Raw genomic sequence first — 15,320 nt, 5'->3', positions numbered from 1 at the left:
GGTTTTATCATGTATAACCGATTACATAAAAGGTAACTTAAATCCTTTTTTCTTTCCTTTTGACATGTTTGTCATCTGCTTCATCATTTTTTTCATTTCGTCAAACTGCTTAAGCAGACGGTTGACTTCCTGTACGGACGTCCCGCTTCCTTTCGCAATCCGCTTGCGCCGGCTGGCATTAATGATATCCGGCTGTTCTTTTTCAAGAACAGTCATCGATTTAATGATCGCTTCCACATGATTCAGCTGCTTTTCATCAACTTGAATATTTTTCAAGCCTTTCATCTTACCTGCACCCGGCATCATTTGCAGAAGCTCATCCAGAGGCCCCATGTTTCTGACCTGTCCGAGCTGCTCCAGAAAATCATCCAATGTGAAGCTCATTGTTCTCATTTTTTGTTCCAGCTCTTTGGCCTTGTCTTCATCGACAGTTGCCTGAGCTTTTTCAATCAATGTTAACACGTCACCCATGCCGAGAATCCTTGATGCCATGCGTTCAGGATGGAATGCTTCTAATGCATCAAGTTTTTCGCCTAAACCGGCGAATTTAATCGGCGTGTTTGTCACCGCACGAATGGAAAGTGCAGCACCCCCGCGCGTGTCTCCATCAAGCTTCGTTAACACAACACCGGTTAAACCGAGCTGTTCGTTAAAGCTTTTGGCTACATTCACGGCATCCTGCCCGGTCATTGAATCGACAACCAGAAAAATTTCTTCCGGATTCGCGATTTCTTTCACTTGGGTCAGTTCATCCATAAGCTCATGGTCGATATGCAAACGGCCTGCTGTATCCAAAATAACATAATCATAGTGTTCTTCCTTGGCTTTTTCGATAGCCTGCTTGGCTATTTCTACAGGGCTGACCTGATCGCCAAGGGAAAAAACAGGCATGTCGAGCTGCTTGCCTAGCGTTTCCAGCTGCTTGATTGCAGCAGGACGGTAAATATCGGCAGCAACCAGCATCGGTTTGCGATTATGCTTTTTGCGCAGCAGATTTGCAAGCTTACCGCTCGTTGTCGTTTTACCGGCACCCTGGAGACCAACCATCATAATAACAGTCGGCGGCCGCTTTGCGACGGCAATTTTGCTTTCTTCGCCGCCCATCAGCTCTGTCAGTTCCTCTTTAACGACTTTAATGACCTGCTGGCCGGGCGTCAGGCTTTTCATGACGTCTTGGCCTACAGCCCGTTCACTTACTTTTTTCACAAAATCCTTTACTACTTTAAAGTTAACGTCAGCCTCAAGCAGCGCAAGACGAACTTCACGCATCATTTCTTTTACATCTTGTTCGCTGACTTTCCCTTTTCCGCGGATTTTAGAAATCGTCTGCTGCAGTCGGTCGGCTAATCCTTCAAATGCCATAGTTTGCCGCCTCCTAATCTAATTTCTCAAGCGCTTCAATCAGAGCTGTAATTTCTTCCTCTTCTTTAGTACCGGAAGCAAGCTCCTTCAGCTTATTAAACATCTCTTTACGCTCCTGAAACTTTTTCAAAAGGAGCAGCTTTTCTTCATATTGTTCAAGCATCGCTTCTGTTCGTTTGATGTTATCATAAACAGCTTGTCTTGAAACCTCATACTCTTCGGCTATTTCGCCAAGGGAGAAATCGTCCAAATAATAAAGCGACATATAGCTCTTCTGTTTAGACGTCAACAACGACTGATAAAAATCAAACAGATAATTCATTCTCGTTGTCTTTTCGAGCGACATATGAGCTCTCCCCTTTGTTAAGTCAAATCCCTTTACGATAACTTAGTTTACATGGTTTTAATGTGAGTGTCAAGTTTTTATCTTGTCAAAGCAATGATCACTTTTTCCAATATTAACTAAACATATTCTAATTTATTCCGATATTGTATATGAAACCCACTTTAAAGGAGGATTCTCATGAAAAAAATCGGTTTGTTGGTTATGTTATGCTTGGCTGCCGTTTTACCATTTATTTTTCCAGCCCAGCAAGCAGCTGCGGCCGGAGCCACTTATAGGGCCTCCATCTCAAATATTAGCACGGACGGAGGCGTGTACGGCAAAATCAATTACGGACAGGGCCAATTTTGGCGAGTCAAGTACAATATTACGATAAGCGGTACATTGCTCGACGAAAATGGAGCGCCAGTGCCAAACACACCAGTCAGCTTCGAAGCAGATACAAAAGTCGGGAATACAACACAGACAGCTGCGGGAACAACTGATGAAAACGGAAAGTTTAACGTTCCAATGTATTTAGGACCTGCTGCTGGATACTACACGTATTACACATCTGTTTCCGTTCATTACTATGACATTATTCCATTCAGGGTTTATTCAGGTGATGCGAGATTGCTATCCACTGATAACAGCCTTTATCATTTCGCCTATCAAGTGAGACGATAACAAAACAGCCCCCAATGCTTTTGGGGGCTGTTTGTCTTTTTAATCCTCCGCTTTTTCCACTAAATCTGAAAAGAGCCCGTATACGTAAGATTCAGCGTCAAACTCCTGAAGATCATCAACTTTTTCTCCTAAGCCGACTAATTTAACCGGAATATGAAGCTCGTTGCGAATCGCAAGGACAATGCCGCCTTTTGCAGTGCCGTCAAGCTTTGTTAAAGCAATTCCTGTAACGTTTGTTGCTTTAGAGAACTCCTTCGCCTGTGCCATTGCGTTTTGTCCAGTCGTGGCATCAAGGGCGAGCAGCACCTCATGAGGCGCTTCGGGCACTTCTCTCTCGATAACGCGCTTCACCTTTTCGAGCTCCTTCATCAGGTTTACCTTATTTTGAAGACGCCCTGCCGTATCACAAATCAATACATCGGCTTCTCTCGCTTTGGCAGCGTGAACAGCATCATAGATGACAGCCGCAGGATCGCTGCCGGCCGCCTGCTTAATGACAGGCACACCCGTACGTTCTCCCCATACTTCAAGCTGTTCAATCGCTCCTGCTCTGAAAGTGTCTCCGGCAGCGAGTACAACAGATTTCCCTTCTTGCTTTAGTTTATGAGCAAGCTTTCCGATCGTTGTCGTTTTGCCGACTCCATTTACGCCGACTAGGAGAATGACATTTAAACGCCCTTCCTGAATGTTCAGCTCAGAAATTTGTTCGTCTCCGCTGTTATAAATCTCCACCAGCTTCTCAGAAATAACAGACTGCACTTCCTGCGGATCTTGAATATTTCTGCGTTTCACTTCTTTTTTGAGCTCGTCTATCAGCTCCATAACCGTTGTAAAACCGACATCAGCACTGATCAGGACCTCTTCAAGCTCTTCGAAGAAGTCCTCATCAATTTTACGGTAACGGGACACGAGATCATTCACTTTGTTTTGAAAGGAGTTTCTCGTTTTTTCAAGGCCGTCCTTAAACTTTTCAGATACGGAATCTGTCTGCTTTGTGATTTTCTCTTTTAATTTTTTAAAAAAACTCATCTTATAACCTCTTTCCTCGTTACTGAACGAATTCTTTTGTCTCTTCCAGCTTCACTGAGATGACCTTAGAAACACCTGATTCCGGCATTGTCACGCCGTAAAGCACATCGGCTTCCTCCATAGTGCCTTTTCTGTGGGTAATCACAATAAACTGGGTATCGGCACTGTATTTTTTCAAATACTGCGCAAACCGGAACACATTTGCTTCGTCAAGCGCGGCTTCTACCTCGTCTAGAACACAAAACGGTACAGGGCGCACCTTTAAAATTGAGAATAAGAGCGCAATAGCAGTAAGCGCACGCTCTCCGCCAGACAAAAGGTTTAAGTTTTGCAGTTTTTTTCCCGGCGGCTGCGCGATAATTTCTACCCCGGAATGCAGCAGATCATTCGGATCGGTAAGCCTTAATTCCGCTCGTCCTCCTCCGAATAAGGAGCGGAAGACTTGATCAAAGTGAGAGCGGATTTGGACGAATGTGTCGTTAAAGCGTTTCGTCATCTCTTCGTCCATTTCCTCAATCACTTGGAACAGGGTATTTTTTGCTTCTGTTAAATCTTCTTTTTGCTCTGACAAGAATTGATAGCGTTCGTTAACCCTCTCAAACTCATCTATGCTTCCGAGGTTTACCGTTCCAAGCTCTTCTATTGCGAGTTTAATCAGCTTCACGCGCTTTCGTGCTTCCTCAGGATCTGTTTCAAGCTGGTATTTCTCTTTAGCTCCCTCAAAGGACAAGCTGTATTCTTCCCGCAAGTATTGCAGCAAATTATCAAGCTCGACTTCCATTCGGCCTAGTTTTACTTCTTCGTCTTTTAAGAGCGTTGTTTTTTGTTTATACAGGCGCTTCATTTCTTTCAGCTCGCGCTCATACGTATCAAGCCCCTGCTGAAGTTTGATCCTCTGGTCACGCCTTAACGCAATCAATTCAATTGTTTTTGTTTTGTCATTCAATTTATGTTTCGCGGCCTCTTCCAGTTTTTCTTCGCCGCTTGTGCTTGATGACATTTCTGACGTTAAGAAGCTTAGGTCCTCTTTCGTCTCTTTTAAAGCAAGCTCTGTTTCTTGGAGCTCTTTCTTTAATCTAGCGAGGTTGTCCTCTTCGCTCTTACATGCTTGCTCTTTTTTCGCTGCTGCGATCTTCAGCTCAGTCAGCTCATTGGAGAGAGACTCTTTTGTAGAGGACTGTGTCTGTTTTTGTTTTGTCAGTCTATCAATATCCTCTTCAAGCTGTTTCATCTTTTCGGATACGGAAGAAAGCTTTTCTTCCAGCTCGCGTTTGCGCGCTTTCTTCTCTTGATCGCTTTCTGACAGAGCTGATTTTTCCTGATCATAGAGCTCTAAGTGAGTATTGATATTCTTCTCAGCGACTTGAAGCTCATACAGCTGGCCTTTCACATCCTGCTGCTTTACTCTTAAGCCTTCCCCGGCCTCTCTTAATTCAGCCAGCTTTTTCTCCATCTCCTGAATGGATTGCTTAAGGGTTTTGACCTCTTGTTCAAGCTGCGCTGTTTTTTCTTCCATCTCAGCGAGCCGCTGGGTGACATCCTCTAGTTCCCGGCTTCTTCCTAGCAGGGAGTTGTTTTTCTTTTTAACGGCGCCCCCCGTCATTGAACCTCCAGGATTCACGACATCGCCCTCGAGAGTAACAATGCGGTAACGGTGTCCAAGCAGCTTCGCAAGCTCATTTGCGCCTTTTAAATGCTCTGTAATCAGAACGGTGCCAAGCAGGTTTTGAATGATACGGCGATACGCGGGATCAAATGTGACAAGATCACTGGCAACCCCGAGAAATGACGGGTGCTGCTCCGCAGTTGCCGCGTCCCTGCTTTGAAGCTGACGGTCTTTGATGACAGAAAGCGGCAGAAATGTCGCCCGGCCGAACGAATTTTGTTTCAAATATTGAATCGCTTTACGTGCGGACTGTTCATCATCGGTCACGACATGCTGTGCTGAAGCTCCGAGTGCGATTTCAATGGCCGTTTCATACTTTTGTTCTGTTGAAATCAGCTCAAGGACTGCCCCGCGAATACCGCCAAGCCGCTCTTTCGCTTTCAGCACCTCTTTAACACCTTGATAAAAGCCGGAGAAATCTCCCTGCATCGTCTCAAGCATGTCTTTTTTCGATCTCGCCTGCTGGACGTATTGGTATGCTTGGTAAAGAGCAGATTCATTTTTCTCATATTGACGCTTTTTCTGCTCGTATTTGACCTGCATTTCACGATACGCGCCGACTTGGCTGTGAATCTCCTGCTCTATGCGCGCAAACTCGGTTTCACATGCAGCTTTTTGGGCGGAAATATCGCGCCGTTCCTGCAGATGCTTTTCATTATTATCAGCTAGCCTCTGCTGGGTAACGGCTGATTGGGACATCTGGTCATCAAGCAGCTGGAGCTCATTGCGAATCGACGCCTGGCTGTTTAACAGCTCAAAGTAATCGCTTTTCAGCTGTTCAATTTTCTCTTCGACATTTTCATTATGAAGACTGAGAGCCTGCTGCTTTTCCTTCACCTGTGCTTTTAAATCTTTCACTTCTGTCTGAAGCGTTTCGAAAACAGCTTCCTGCTTCGCAAGATCTTCTTTCAGCACAGCTTCTTTTTGCTGAAACTGTACGATGGCTTCTTCAAGCTGCTCTCGGTTTTGCACAGCGTTTTTTTTGCGTTCTTTCAGTACTTCTTTGCGCCCTTCCAGCTTTTCAAGCTCCTCACTTGTCACAAGTAAGACTTGCTGGAGCTCGTCCACTGATTCATCGAGGGCTTGAATTTTGTCTCGAGCATCTTCAATTTTCGCTTCTTTTGCTGAAATAGCAGACGATTCAGCAAGCTCTTCTTCCTTAGCGGCTTGCACTTTCTCCTGAAGGCTTGACCATTTGGCGTGCAGCTCTTCAATATCGTAAGCGGTCAGCGCAATTTCAACGTGCTCAAGCTCTTTCTTTTTCTCCAGGTAGTCTTTCGCGATTGAGGCCTGTATTTTAAGAGGTTCAACCTGGCCTTCCAGCTCATGTAATATATCTTCTACCCGGTTTAAATTATCCTGGGTTTCAAACAGCTTGTTTTCTGCTTTTTTCTTTCTCGTTTTGTATTTGAGCACCCCTGCTGCTTCTTCAAAGATACTGCGGCGATCCTCCGCTTTGCTGCTCAGGATTTCTTCCACTTTCCCTTGGCTGATAATCGAAAATGCTTCTTTTCCAAGTCCTGAGTCCATAAATAAATCAATAATATCTTTTAAGCGGCACGGCTGATTGTTAATTAAAAATTCACTCTCGCCAGATCTGTACACACGTCTTGTGACACTGACCTCATGGAAGTCAATCGGCAAAAAATGATCGTCATTATCAAGCGTAAGTGTAACTTCGGCAAGATTTAACCGTTTTCTCGAATCACTGCCGGCAAAAATAATATCTTCCATTTTCCCGCCGCGAAGGGAACGTGCTGATTGTTCTCCAAGAACCCAGCGAATAGCGTCTGTGATATTGCTTTTTCCGCTTCCGTTCGGGCCGACAACCGCAGTGACGCCTTTTACAAAATCAACGGAAATCCGTTCTGCAAATGATTTAAATCCTATAACGTCTAAACGTTTGAGGAACATAGCGATCCTCCTTATGTAATAAGTATTTCAATTTTATCATAAACATGGATGAAATAAGACGGCAAACATACTGAAATCCCCCTTATAACTTAGGGGGATTTTATTGTTTCGTATGGTGTTTTTGCAATTTAGCTAGAGCTTCCTGAGCAGCGTGCTGTTCGGCTTCTTTCTTTGAACGGCCGTTTCCGACTCCGAGTGGTTCACCTTTTAGAGATACGATGGCTTCGAATTCACGGTTATGGGCAGGTCCTTTTTCGTTGGATATTTTATACTCCAGCGAGCCCTTGCCGTCCCGCTGCACGTATTCCTGCAGCTGGCTTTTAAAATCCATCACATGAGAAAAAGCACCATCGTTTATTTTAGGGAACACATAGACTTTTAAGAAACTTTCGACCGGCTCTAATCCCTGGTCAAGATACAAGGCTCCGATAAATGCTTCGAAGACATCCGCCAAAAGTGCAGGGCGTTTTCTGCCGCCCGTCATTTCCTCGCCTTTCCCTAATAGGACAAGATCGCCGAATGACAGTTCGTGAGCCAATGAAACGAGAGACGGTTCGCATACAATCGCGGCTCTCAATTTCGTCAAATCTCCTTCACTCATAGCCGGATACTTGGCAAATAAGAATCTGGAGATCGTCAGTTCCAAAACAGCGTCACCTAAAAATTCAAGCCTTTCATTATCTTCATACGGCTTTTTCCGATGCTCATTCACATAAGATGAATGTGTAAATGCTTGATACAAAAGCTTTTCATTTTGAAAGTGAACCGAGATCCGTTCTTGAAACTCTTTAAATTGTTCTATTTTTTTATAGAACTTTTTCTTATCTTTATAATGTGAGTGTTTTGACATAGTAACCTCCATAGGCACATCAGGTTCACCGCGCTTCTCTGACTAAACCGGATACAGCGCGCGTAAAAGCGGCATGCTGTAATAACTGCACGAATAAAGGGCTAAAGCCCCGCGTTTCGGCGGGACTTTTAGCATCAGCTTATTGCTGGTTTTGTATGTAGTTCACAGCGTCGCCGACTGTTGCAATCTTTTCAGCATCTTCGTCAGAAATCTCCATATCAAACTCGTCTTCAAGTTCCATAACAAGCTCAACTACATCCAGGGAATCAGCACCTAAGTCTTCCTTGAAAGAAGCTTCAAGTTTGACGTCTGCTTCATCAACGCCAAGGCGATCTACGATGATTTTCGTTACACGCTCTAATGTATCTGCCATAGCAATTCACCTCCCCTCAAGTATTATAGTGGATTCGTTTTTAAAAAACTAGAGTAACTATGATGAAATTTTCGAGAAAAAACTTACATTACCATTCCGCCGTCAATATGAAGCGTCTGGCCTGTCATGTAACGCGCTCCCTCTGAAGCAAGAAACGTGACGACGCTGCTGACATCGCCGGGATCGCCAAAGCGAGCGAGCGGAATTTGTTTCAGCATTTCATCTTGAACGTCTTTAGCAAGTTTATCTGTCATATCAGTTGAGATAAATCCAGGCGCAATCGCATTAACTGTGATGTTGCGGCTTGCGAGCTCTTTAGCTGAAGATTTTGTTAAGCCGATCACACCTGCTTTTGCAGCCACGTAGTTGGCTTGTCCAGGATTTCCGCTGACGCCGACGATAGACGATACATTAATAATCCGGCCTGAACGCTGCTTCATCATCTGTCTTGTCACAGCTTTCGTGCAGTTGAAAACACCCTTCAGGTTAATGTTAATGACATCATCCCACTCATCTTCTTTCATTCTCATGATGAGATTGTCTTTTGTAATTCCGGCGTTGTTCACTAGAATGTCAATCGTAGAGAAAACAGAAATCGCTTCTTTTATCATGTTTTGTACATCTTCAGGATTTGATACATCGGCTTTGACAGCAATCGCTTTTCTGCCCATTGATTTGATTTCATCTACGACTTCATTTGCTTTCGCTTCGCTGCCTGAGTAGTTAACGACAACGTTTGCACCGTTTTTGGCCAAGTCAAGGGCGATTGAACGACCGATTCCGCGGGATGCGCCAGTGACAACAGCTGTTTTTTCATTAAGCATTCTCATTCTCCTCCTTAAGCGTTTGAATTGCCAGTTCAATCGTTTCCGGGTCTGATACGGCAATGGTTTTTAAGCGTCTGTTTACTTTTTTCACAAGGCCTGAAAGCACTTTGCCGGGACCGATTTCAATAAACGTCGTAACACCCTCTGCGATCAGCTTGTTAACAGTTTCCTCAAAACGAACCGGGGAGTACAGCTGCTCAATGAGTTTCTCTTTAATGTCTGCCTTATCTGTCATCACATCTGCAGAAACATTTGAGATCACCGGCACGTCTGCGTCTTTCAGTTCACAGGAGTCCAAGACTTCCTTCAGCTTATCAGCAGCAGGCTTCATCAGTTCAGAATGGAACGGACCGCTTACGTCAAGCGGAATCGCACGTTTAGCGCCGTTCTCTTTTGCCTGTTCAGATGCAAGCTCTACTCCTTTTGCCGTTCCGGAAATAACGATTTGTCCGGGACAGTTGAGGTTGGCAAGCTGCACAAGGTGGCCATCCTCAGTGACTTTATCGGTTACTTGTTTCAATGCGTCGGCATCCATGCCGAGAATGGCAGCCATCGCTCCTTCTCCGGCCGGCACCGCTTCGTTCATGAACTCACCGCGTTTTCTGACAGTATAAACAGCGTCTTTAAAGCTCATTGCGCCAGCCGCCACCAGTGCAGAATATTCTCCAAGGCTGTGTCCGGCTGTGAAATCAGGTGTAATGCCTGATTCTTTAAATTTTTCAAGCACAGCCATGCTAGTCGTCAGCAAAGCAGGCTGCGCATTGTATGTAAGGGTTAATTCTTTGGCATCACCTTCAAAAATCAGTGAGCTGAGCTTTGTTTCCAATGTTTCGTCCGCTTCATCGAACAGACGTTTTGCAGCTGGAACCTGATCATAAAGCTCTTTCCCCATGCCGATAAATTGAGATCCCTGACCAGGGAATAAAAATGCAATCTTACTCATGATGTAAAAACCTCCAGACTATTCATCTGTTTTTTCTTCTTTTACTTCTTCCTGAATGAGCGCAGCCATGTTTTGGCTGACCATCTCTCTGGCTTGGCGGATCGCATGGTAAACCGCACGGGCATCAGAAGAGCCGTGTGCCTTGATTACCGGCGCTTTCAAACCGAAAAGACTTGCTCCGCCGTATTCGGAATAATCCATTTTCATTTTCATTTCCTTCATCTTCGGCTTCAGCACAGCGGCCGCAAGCTTAGATGTAAAGTTTGACGTGAGCGCTTCTTTCATCATTTTAAAAATGGACATCGCAGAGCCTTCAAGCGTTTTGAGTGTAACATTCCCGGTAAATCCGTCCGTTACTACGACATCTGCTACATCGTCTAAAAGGTCCCGTGCTTCCACGTTTCCGATAAAGTTGATGTTTGCCTCTTTTAATAATTGGAACGTCTGCTTCGTCAATTCGTTTCCTTTTTTATCTTCTGTTCCGACATTCAAAAGTCCGACTCTCGGTGAAGTCACGCCTCGGACTTGCTGGGAATAAACAGAACCCATAATGGCGTATTGAACGAGATGCTCAGGCTTGGCATCTACATTGGCGCCGACATCAAGGAGCAGAAATCCGCCGCCTGATACAGTCGGCAGTGTCGGTGCAAGCGCAGGGCGGTCAATTCCTTTAATTCTTCCCACAATAAACAGGCCGGCTGTCATTAGCGCGCCGGTATTTCCTGCTGAAATGCAGGCGTCAGCTCTGCCTTCTGCAACTTCCTGCGCCATCAGGACCATAGAGGAGTTCTTTTTTCTCCGCACGGCGCGGACCGGTTCGTCCGTAGGCTCAATCACTTCATCTGCGTGCAGCACCGTGATGCGGTCTGATGATGTTGTTAAATACGATTCTATTGTTGTCTTGTCACCGACAAGTGTAATATGAAGATCATCAAATGACTCTATACCCTTCATAACTCCGTCAATAACAGCTTTGGGAGCGTGGTCTCCTCCCATTGCATCTACAGCTATTCTCATGCATGCTCCACCTTTATGAATGTTTTGAACGGTACATGTCAAAATGTCCAGAAAAAACAATTTCCTCTGCAACATAGCTGTTCACTTCGACAACCGTTCTTCCTTTATCTTTCTCAACCGCCGTCACTTTCGCTTTCGCAACGACGCGCTCACCCTGCTTTACCTGCCTGGTAAAGCGGATGTCTGCACTTGCAGTCAGCGCCAATTCGTCATCTATAATTGCAACGGCCAAAGAATTCGCCTGAGCAAATAAATGGTGTCCTCTCGCAATTTGATTCCGGCTGAATACATGCTCCTGTTTTATTTCTAAAATAGAAATCGCCTGATCATCCAGCTCAAGGTCAATAATTTCTCCGATGACTTCGTCTAGTGACAGGGACTTCACTTCATCTTCAAGCGTTTTCTCTGCCACGTTCTTAATTCTTTCTCTTAGCTCCGGTATGGAAAGCTCCAAGCGGTCCAAACGAATCGTCTGAATGCTTACTCCGAATTTTCCCGCTAATTCTTCATCTGTAATAAATGGGGTTGCTTTGATCGTCTGCTGAAGTAATTCCTGGCGTTCTTTCTTATTTCTTCTCATATCTAAACACCATCCGGCAAATTAAGACTAGGTACTAATAGTAGTATATAATTTCATAGATTGGAATGCAATGATTGTTTCTGGCTAAACACCAAAAACTTCTTACCTCAGCTCAATTTTTCCCCGTCCATGACTCCGCTTTTCAGCAAATGCTCTCTTAGCGCCCCATATTCGGGGTCGTTCCAGAACGCTTCCGAAGCCACCAGATTTGCAGCGTCCTGCCTTGCCGTTTCAAGCGCTCTGTAATCATGAACCATGTCCGCCACCTTAAAATCAGGCATTCCGCTTTGTTTTTTTCCAAAGAAATCTCCCGGGCCTCTCAGTTCCAAATCCTTTTCAGACAGTTCAAAGCCGTCATTGGTTTCCGACATGATTCTCATCCGTTCTTTTCCTGTTTCTGATTTCGGATCAGCCATAAGAATGCAGTAAGATTGGTGCTCGCCGCGGCCTACACGGCCGCGCAGCTGGTGAAGCTGGGACAAACCAAAGCGATCGGCGTCGTAAATGACCATAATCGTTGCATTCGGGACATTCACTCCGACTTCAACAACAGTGGTTGATACGAGAATTTGACACGTATTCGCGCTGAATTCCCTCATCACCTGATCTTTTTCATCGGAATGCAGTTTTCCGTGCATAAGGCCGACGTTCCATTTTCCACGGAAAACCTCAGAAAGCATATTGTATACATCTATAGCGTTTTGCACATCAAGCTTGTCTGATTCTTCGATCAGCGGACAGATAATATACGCCTGTCTGCCCTGCTTTAATTCTTTTTCGACGAATGCCAGAATGCGGTCCAGCATGTCATGTTTCACCCAATAGGTCTCGATTTGTTTCCGCCCCGCCGGCATCTCATCAATGACGGAGACATCCATTTCACCGAAAACAGTAATCGCCAGGGTTCTCGGAATCGGAGTGGCTGTCATAAAGAGAACATCGGGATCCTGCCCTTTGTTCCGAAGCTTCTTCCGCTGTTCAACTCCAAATCGGTGCTGCTCATCCGTGATGACAAGACTTAGCGCTTTAAACTCGACCTCATCCTGGATTAAAGCATGGGTTCCTACAAGAATATCAATCTCTCCCGCACCAAGCTGCTCAAGCAATTCCCTTCGGCGCTTCCCTTTTACAGAGCTTGTCAGAAGGGCGACATTGACATCCCACTTTTCAAACAGTGAAACAAGGGAATCAGCATGCTGTTCAGCAAGAATTTCTGTCGGAACCATAAGCGCTCCCTGATATCCGGATAAAATGGCCGCATAAAGCGCGATGGCAGCGACTGCCGTTTTTCCTGATCCGACGTCTCCTTGAAGAAGACGGTTCATTCTGTATGGGGAAGACATGTCTGCTGTTATTTCGCGAAGCACGCGGGACTGGGCGTTGGTGAGAGGAAACGGGAGGCTTTTGACAAATGTCATGAGTTCTTCGTTTGAAAAACGCTGCCGTATCCCTTGCGACTGCTCTCTTTCCGCCTTTCGGAACGCCTGCATTTTCAACTGAAATAATAAAAATTCTTCGTAAACGAATCGGCGTCTGGCCAGCTTTAATGCTTCTCTTGTTTCTGGCTGGTGCATCGCTTTTAACGCTTGATGATAGTCCGGCAGCTTATAGCGAATTTTAAGATTTTCCGGGAGAGGATCAGGTATTGAGTCCGCATATTGTGTCAGCCCGTGCTGAATAAAACGTCTCATCATTTTGACGGTGACATTTTCTTTCACGGAATAAACTGGTTCAATGCTTTTATCCTCTTGATGCGGCCCATTTTTTAATTCCTGAACAGAAATGGTCTGACGGTGCTTGTCCCATTTACCGGAAATCGTCACAACAGAGCCCAGCGAAAGCTTTTTCTTTAAATAAGGACGGTTAAAACAAATGGCAGTGATTAAATAATGGCCGACAAGAAGGCGAAATGTCAGCCTGTTTCGTTTTTTTCCGTAATAGGTAAGAGAAGGCTCTGAATGAACCTTCCCTTCAACTGTGACTCTTTCATCATGCTGTACTTCTTCTAAATCCCTCAGCTCGTAGTCATCATAGCGATAAGGGAAATAATTCAGAAGATCAGAAATGTCATAAATACCGAGTTCATTTAATGTTTTTTCTGTTTCCGGCCCAATGCCCTTAATGTTGGCTATACTAGTTTGCTGATGTTGTTTCACTTGAACCCAGCGCTCCTCCGAATATTTTTTTCTCTAATTCTCTTCCCGTCGGTGTGGCCGCTAAACCGCCCTGGCCTGTTTCTCTAAGGGCAGTGGGCATCGTTTGGCCGATTTTATACATCGCATCGATGACCTCGTCACATGGAATCCGGCTTGTAATGCCTGCTAATGCCATATCAGCAGCAATCATCGCGTTTGATGCGCCCATTGCATTCCGCTTCACACAAGGCACTTCAACAAGGCCCGCAACAGGATCACACACAAGGCCGAGCATATTTTTTAATGTAATGGCCATGGCCTCCGCACTTTGCTCAGGTGTTCCGCCTGCCATTTCAACAATTGCCGCAGCTGCCATGCCCGAGGCAGATCCTACCTCTGCCTGACACCCGCCGGCCGCACCGGAAATACTTGCATTATTTGCTACGACAAAGCCGAAAGCTCCGGCCGTAAATAAAAAGCGGATCATTTGTTCTCTTGTGGGGTTCAGTTTTTCTTTCACGGCAAATAACGTACCCGGCACTACACCCGCAGATCCGGCTGTCGGTGTCGCACAGATTGTTCCCATGGCGGCATTCACTTCATTTGTTGCCACAGCTTTCGATACCGCGTCTAAAATCAGCGCTCCCGACAGGCTTTTTCCAGATCGAATGTAGGCCTGTAATTTAACGGCATCCCCGCCTGTTAAGCCCGTTTGACTCGTAACCCCTTCAAGCCCTTTCTGAACCGCCGCTTCCATAACAGTCAGATTGTGATCCATCTGCTGAAAAATTTCTTCTTTTGTTTTTTCTGTTACTTCCATCTCTTGAGCGATCATAATGTCAGAAATGGACATTTGCTTTTCTTTCGTTATCTCAATTAATTCTTTTACATTACGAAACATAACTGGCTCCTCCTGACCCTTCGCTAGTCAGCAATCTTTGTCACTTGAATAATGTTCGGCAGCTTCGACAGCTCATCGAGAACATCATCGTCAATATTTTGATCCACTTCTATTGTCATCAGCGCAAGCTGACCAATATCCTTGCGGGCGACTTCCATATGGCCGACGTTGATTGAGAATTTCGCAAGGACATTGGCAACTCCTGCAATGGTGCCAAACTTGTCATTATGGACAACTAGAATGGCAGGGTGGTTTCCAGACAGACGGAGCTCAAAGCCGTTTAATTCTGTGATTTCAATTTTTCCTCCGCCTATCGAAATTCCCGTCAGTTCAAGTTCTCCCTTTTCATCAGAAATGCTGATTCGAGCTGTGTTTGGGTGAACCGGAACAGCGTCTTCGACTCGAAACTCTATATCAATTCCTTTATCTTCTGCAATTTGTATAGCGGTTTTAATCCGTTCGTCAAATGTATCAAAATCAAGCAGACCGCCGATGATTGCCACATCTGTGCCGTGACCCTTATATGTTTCAGCAAAAGAGCCGTAAAAGGACACAACGATGCGCTCAGGCTCTCTGCCAAATAAACTTCTGGCCACTCTCCCGATTCTCGCCGCGCCTGCTGTATGCGAACTGGACGGACCGATCATAACCGGGCCGATAATATCAAAAACGCTTCTGTATTTCATGCTATTCCTCCTTATGAATCAGAGCTTA

The 15,320-nt window shown here is 45.2% G+C and carries 14 protein-coding genes; 1 reads left to right on the top strand and 13 read right to left on the bottom strand.

Annotated features, from left to right (window positions below):
* Positions 1–21: 21 nt before the first annotated feature.
* Together ffh and CJU60_RS11195 are read right to left on the bottom strand one after the other, a co-directional pair.
* On the bottom strand, positions 22–1,362 hold the full coding sequence (gene ffh, locus CJU60_RS11200; RefSeq protein ID WP_024121380.1) for a signal recognition particle protein: 1,341 nt from the start codon (positions 1,360–1,362) through the stop codon (positions 22–24).
* A gap of 13 nt (positions 1,363–1,375) precedes the next feature.
* On the bottom strand, positions 1,376–1,708 hold the full coding sequence (locus CJU60_RS11195) for a putative DNA-binding protein (RefSeq protein ID WP_024121379.1): 333 nt from the start codon (positions 1,706–1,708) through the stop codon (positions 1,376–1,378).
* Positions 1,709–1,885: 177 nt separating this feature from the next.
* On the opposite strand from CJU60_RS11195, the gene CJU60_RS11190 reads away from it, so the two are divergent.
* On the top strand, positions 1,886–2,371 hold the full coding sequence (locus CJU60_RS11190; protein ID WP_095713826.1) for an Ig-like domain-containing protein: 486 nt from the start codon (positions 1,886–1,888) through the stop codon (positions 2,369–2,371).
* Positions 2,372–2,410: 39 nt separating this feature from the next.
* Here CJU60_RS11190 and ftsY read toward each other — a convergent pair whose 3' ends face one another.
* From ftsY to sdaAB, 11 genes are all read right to left on the bottom strand, one after another.
* The gene (gene ftsY, locus CJU60_RS11185) at positions 2,411–3,400 is read right to left on the bottom strand and encodes a signal recognition particle-docking protein FtsY (RefSeq protein ID WP_044155917.1); all 990 of its coding nucleotides are present in this window, start codon (positions 3,398–3,400) and stop codon (positions 2,411–2,413) included.
* Positions 3,401–3,419: 19 nt separating this feature from the next.
* Positions 3,420–6,980, bottom strand: coding sequence for a chromosome segregation protein SMC (smc, locus tag CJU60_RS11180; protein ID WP_095713825.1), 3,561 nt, complete (start codon positions 6,978–6,980; stop codon positions 3,420–3,422).
* A gap of 100 nt (positions 6,981–7,080) precedes the next feature.
* Positions 7,081–7,830: a ribonuclease III gene (gene rncS / locus CJU60_RS11175; RefSeq protein WP_010334220.1), complete on the bottom strand. Its 750-nt coding sequence runs from the start codon at positions 7,828–7,830 to the stop codon at positions 7,081–7,083.
* Positions 7,831–7,969: 139 nt separating this feature from the next.
* On the bottom strand, positions 7,970–8,203 hold the full coding sequence (gene acpP, locus CJU60_RS11170; RefSeq protein WP_003154310.1) for an acyl carrier protein: 234 nt from the start codon (positions 8,201–8,203) through the stop codon (positions 7,970–7,972).
* An 83-nt stretch (positions 8,204–8,286) separates the two neighbouring features.
* Complete coding sequence (gene fabG / locus CJU60_RS11165) at positions 8,287–9,027, bottom strand: 3-oxoacyl-[acyl-carrier-protein] reductase (RefSeq protein WP_024121375.1); 741 nt, start codon at positions 9,025–9,027, stop codon at positions 8,287–8,289.
* Entirely contained in the window at positions 9,020–9,973 is a 954-nt protein-coding gene (fabD, locus tag CJU60_RS11160) for an ACP S-malonyltransferase (RefSeq protein ID WP_095713824.1), read from the bottom strand. Before fabD ends, fabG begins: the two co-directional genes overlap by 8 nt.
* Before the next feature lie 18 nt (positions 9,974–9,991).
* Positions 9,992–10,990, bottom strand: a complete 999-nt coding sequence (gene plsX / locus CJU60_RS11155; protein ID WP_024121373.1) for a phosphate acyltransferase PlsX — start codon at positions 10,988–10,990, stop codon at positions 9,992–9,994.
* Between the two features lie 13 nt (positions 10,991–11,003).
* Entirely contained in the window at positions 11,004–11,570 is a 567-nt protein-coding gene (fapR, locus tag CJU60_RS11150; protein ID WP_095713823.1) for a transcription factor FapR, read from the bottom strand.
* A 107-nt stretch (positions 11,571–11,677) separates the two neighbouring features.
* Complete coding sequence (recG, locus tag CJU60_RS11145; protein ID WP_095713822.1) at positions 11,678–13,726, bottom strand: ATP-dependent DNA helicase RecG; 2,049 nt, start codon at positions 13,724–13,726, stop codon at positions 11,678–11,680.
* Positions 13,704–14,606, bottom strand: coding sequence for an L-serine ammonia-lyase, iron-sulfur-dependent, subunit alpha (sdaAA, locus tag CJU60_RS11140; RefSeq protein ID WP_024121370.1), 903 nt, complete (start codon positions 14,604–14,606; stop codon positions 13,704–13,706). The genes recG and sdaAA overlap by 23 nt, the downstream gene beginning before the upstream one ends.
* Before the next feature lie 23 nt (positions 14,607–14,629).
* Complete coding sequence (gene sdaAB, locus CJU60_RS11135; protein ID WP_024121369.1) at positions 14,630–15,292, bottom strand: L-serine ammonia-lyase, iron-sulfur-dependent subunit beta; 663 nt, start codon at positions 15,290–15,292, stop codon at positions 14,630–14,632.
* Positions 15,293–15,320: the final 28 nt, after the last annotated feature.

Origin of the sequence: Bacillus sp. 7705b (genome assembly GCF_002289525.1) — a bacterium.
Taxonomy (GTDB): domain Bacteria; phylum Bacillota; class Bacilli; order Bacillales; family Bacillaceae; genus Bacillus; species Bacillus halotolerans.
Note: the sequence above shows the minus strand (reverse complement) of the source record. Positions and strands in the feature narration are given on the sequence as shown.

Excerpts from the sequence above, each read along its gene's own strand:
- rncS (WP_010334220.1), bottom strand. The coding sequence starts at position 7,830 with ATGTCAAAACACTCACATTATAAAGATAAGAAAAAGTTCTATAAAAAA.
- fapR (WP_095713823.1), bottom strand. The coding sequence starts at position 11,570 with ATGAGAAGAAATAAGAAAGAACGCCAGGAATTACTTCAGCAGACGATC.
- CJU60_RS11195 (WP_024121379.1), bottom strand. The coding sequence starts at position 1,708 with ATGTCGCTCGAAAAGACAACGAGAATGAATTATCTGTTTGATTTTTAT.
- CJU60_RS11190 (WP_095713826.1), top strand. The coding sequence starts at position 1,886 with ATGAAAAAAATCGGTTTGTTGGTTATGTTATGCTTGGCTGCCGTTTTA.
- ffh (WP_024121380.1), bottom strand. The coding sequence starts at position 1,362 with ATGGCATTTGAAGGATTAGCCGACCGACTGCAGCAGACGATTTCTAAA.
- fabD (WP_095713824.1), bottom strand. The coding sequence starts at position 9,973 with ATGAGTAAGATTGCATTTTTATTCCCTGGTCAGGGATCTCAATTTATC.
- fabG (WP_024121375.1), bottom strand. The coding sequence starts at position 9,027 with ATGCTTAATGAAAAAACAGCTGTTGTCACTGGCGCATCCCGCGGAATC.
- plsX (WP_024121373.1), bottom strand. The coding sequence starts at position 10,990 with ATGAGAATAGCTGTAGATGCAATGGGAGGAGACCACGCTCCCAAAGCT.
- sdaAB (WP_024121369.1), bottom strand. The coding sequence starts at position 15,292 with ATGAAATACAGAAGCGTTTTTGATATTATCGGCCCGGTTATGATCGGT.
- acpP (WP_003154310.1), bottom strand. The coding sequence starts at position 8,203 with ATGGCAGATACATTAGAGCGTGTAACGAAAATCATCGTAGATCGCCTT.
- smc (WP_095713825.1), bottom strand. The coding sequence starts at position 6,980 with ATGTTCCTCAAACGTTTAGACGTTATAGGATTTAAATCATTTGCAGAA.
- sdaAA (WP_024121370.1), bottom strand. The coding sequence starts at position 14,606 with ATGTTTCGTAATGTAAAAGAATTAATTGAGATAACGAAAGAAAAGCAA.
- ftsY (WP_044155917.1), bottom strand. The coding sequence starts at position 3,400 with ATGAGTTTTTTTAAAAAATTAAAAGAGAAAATCACAAAGCAGACAGAT.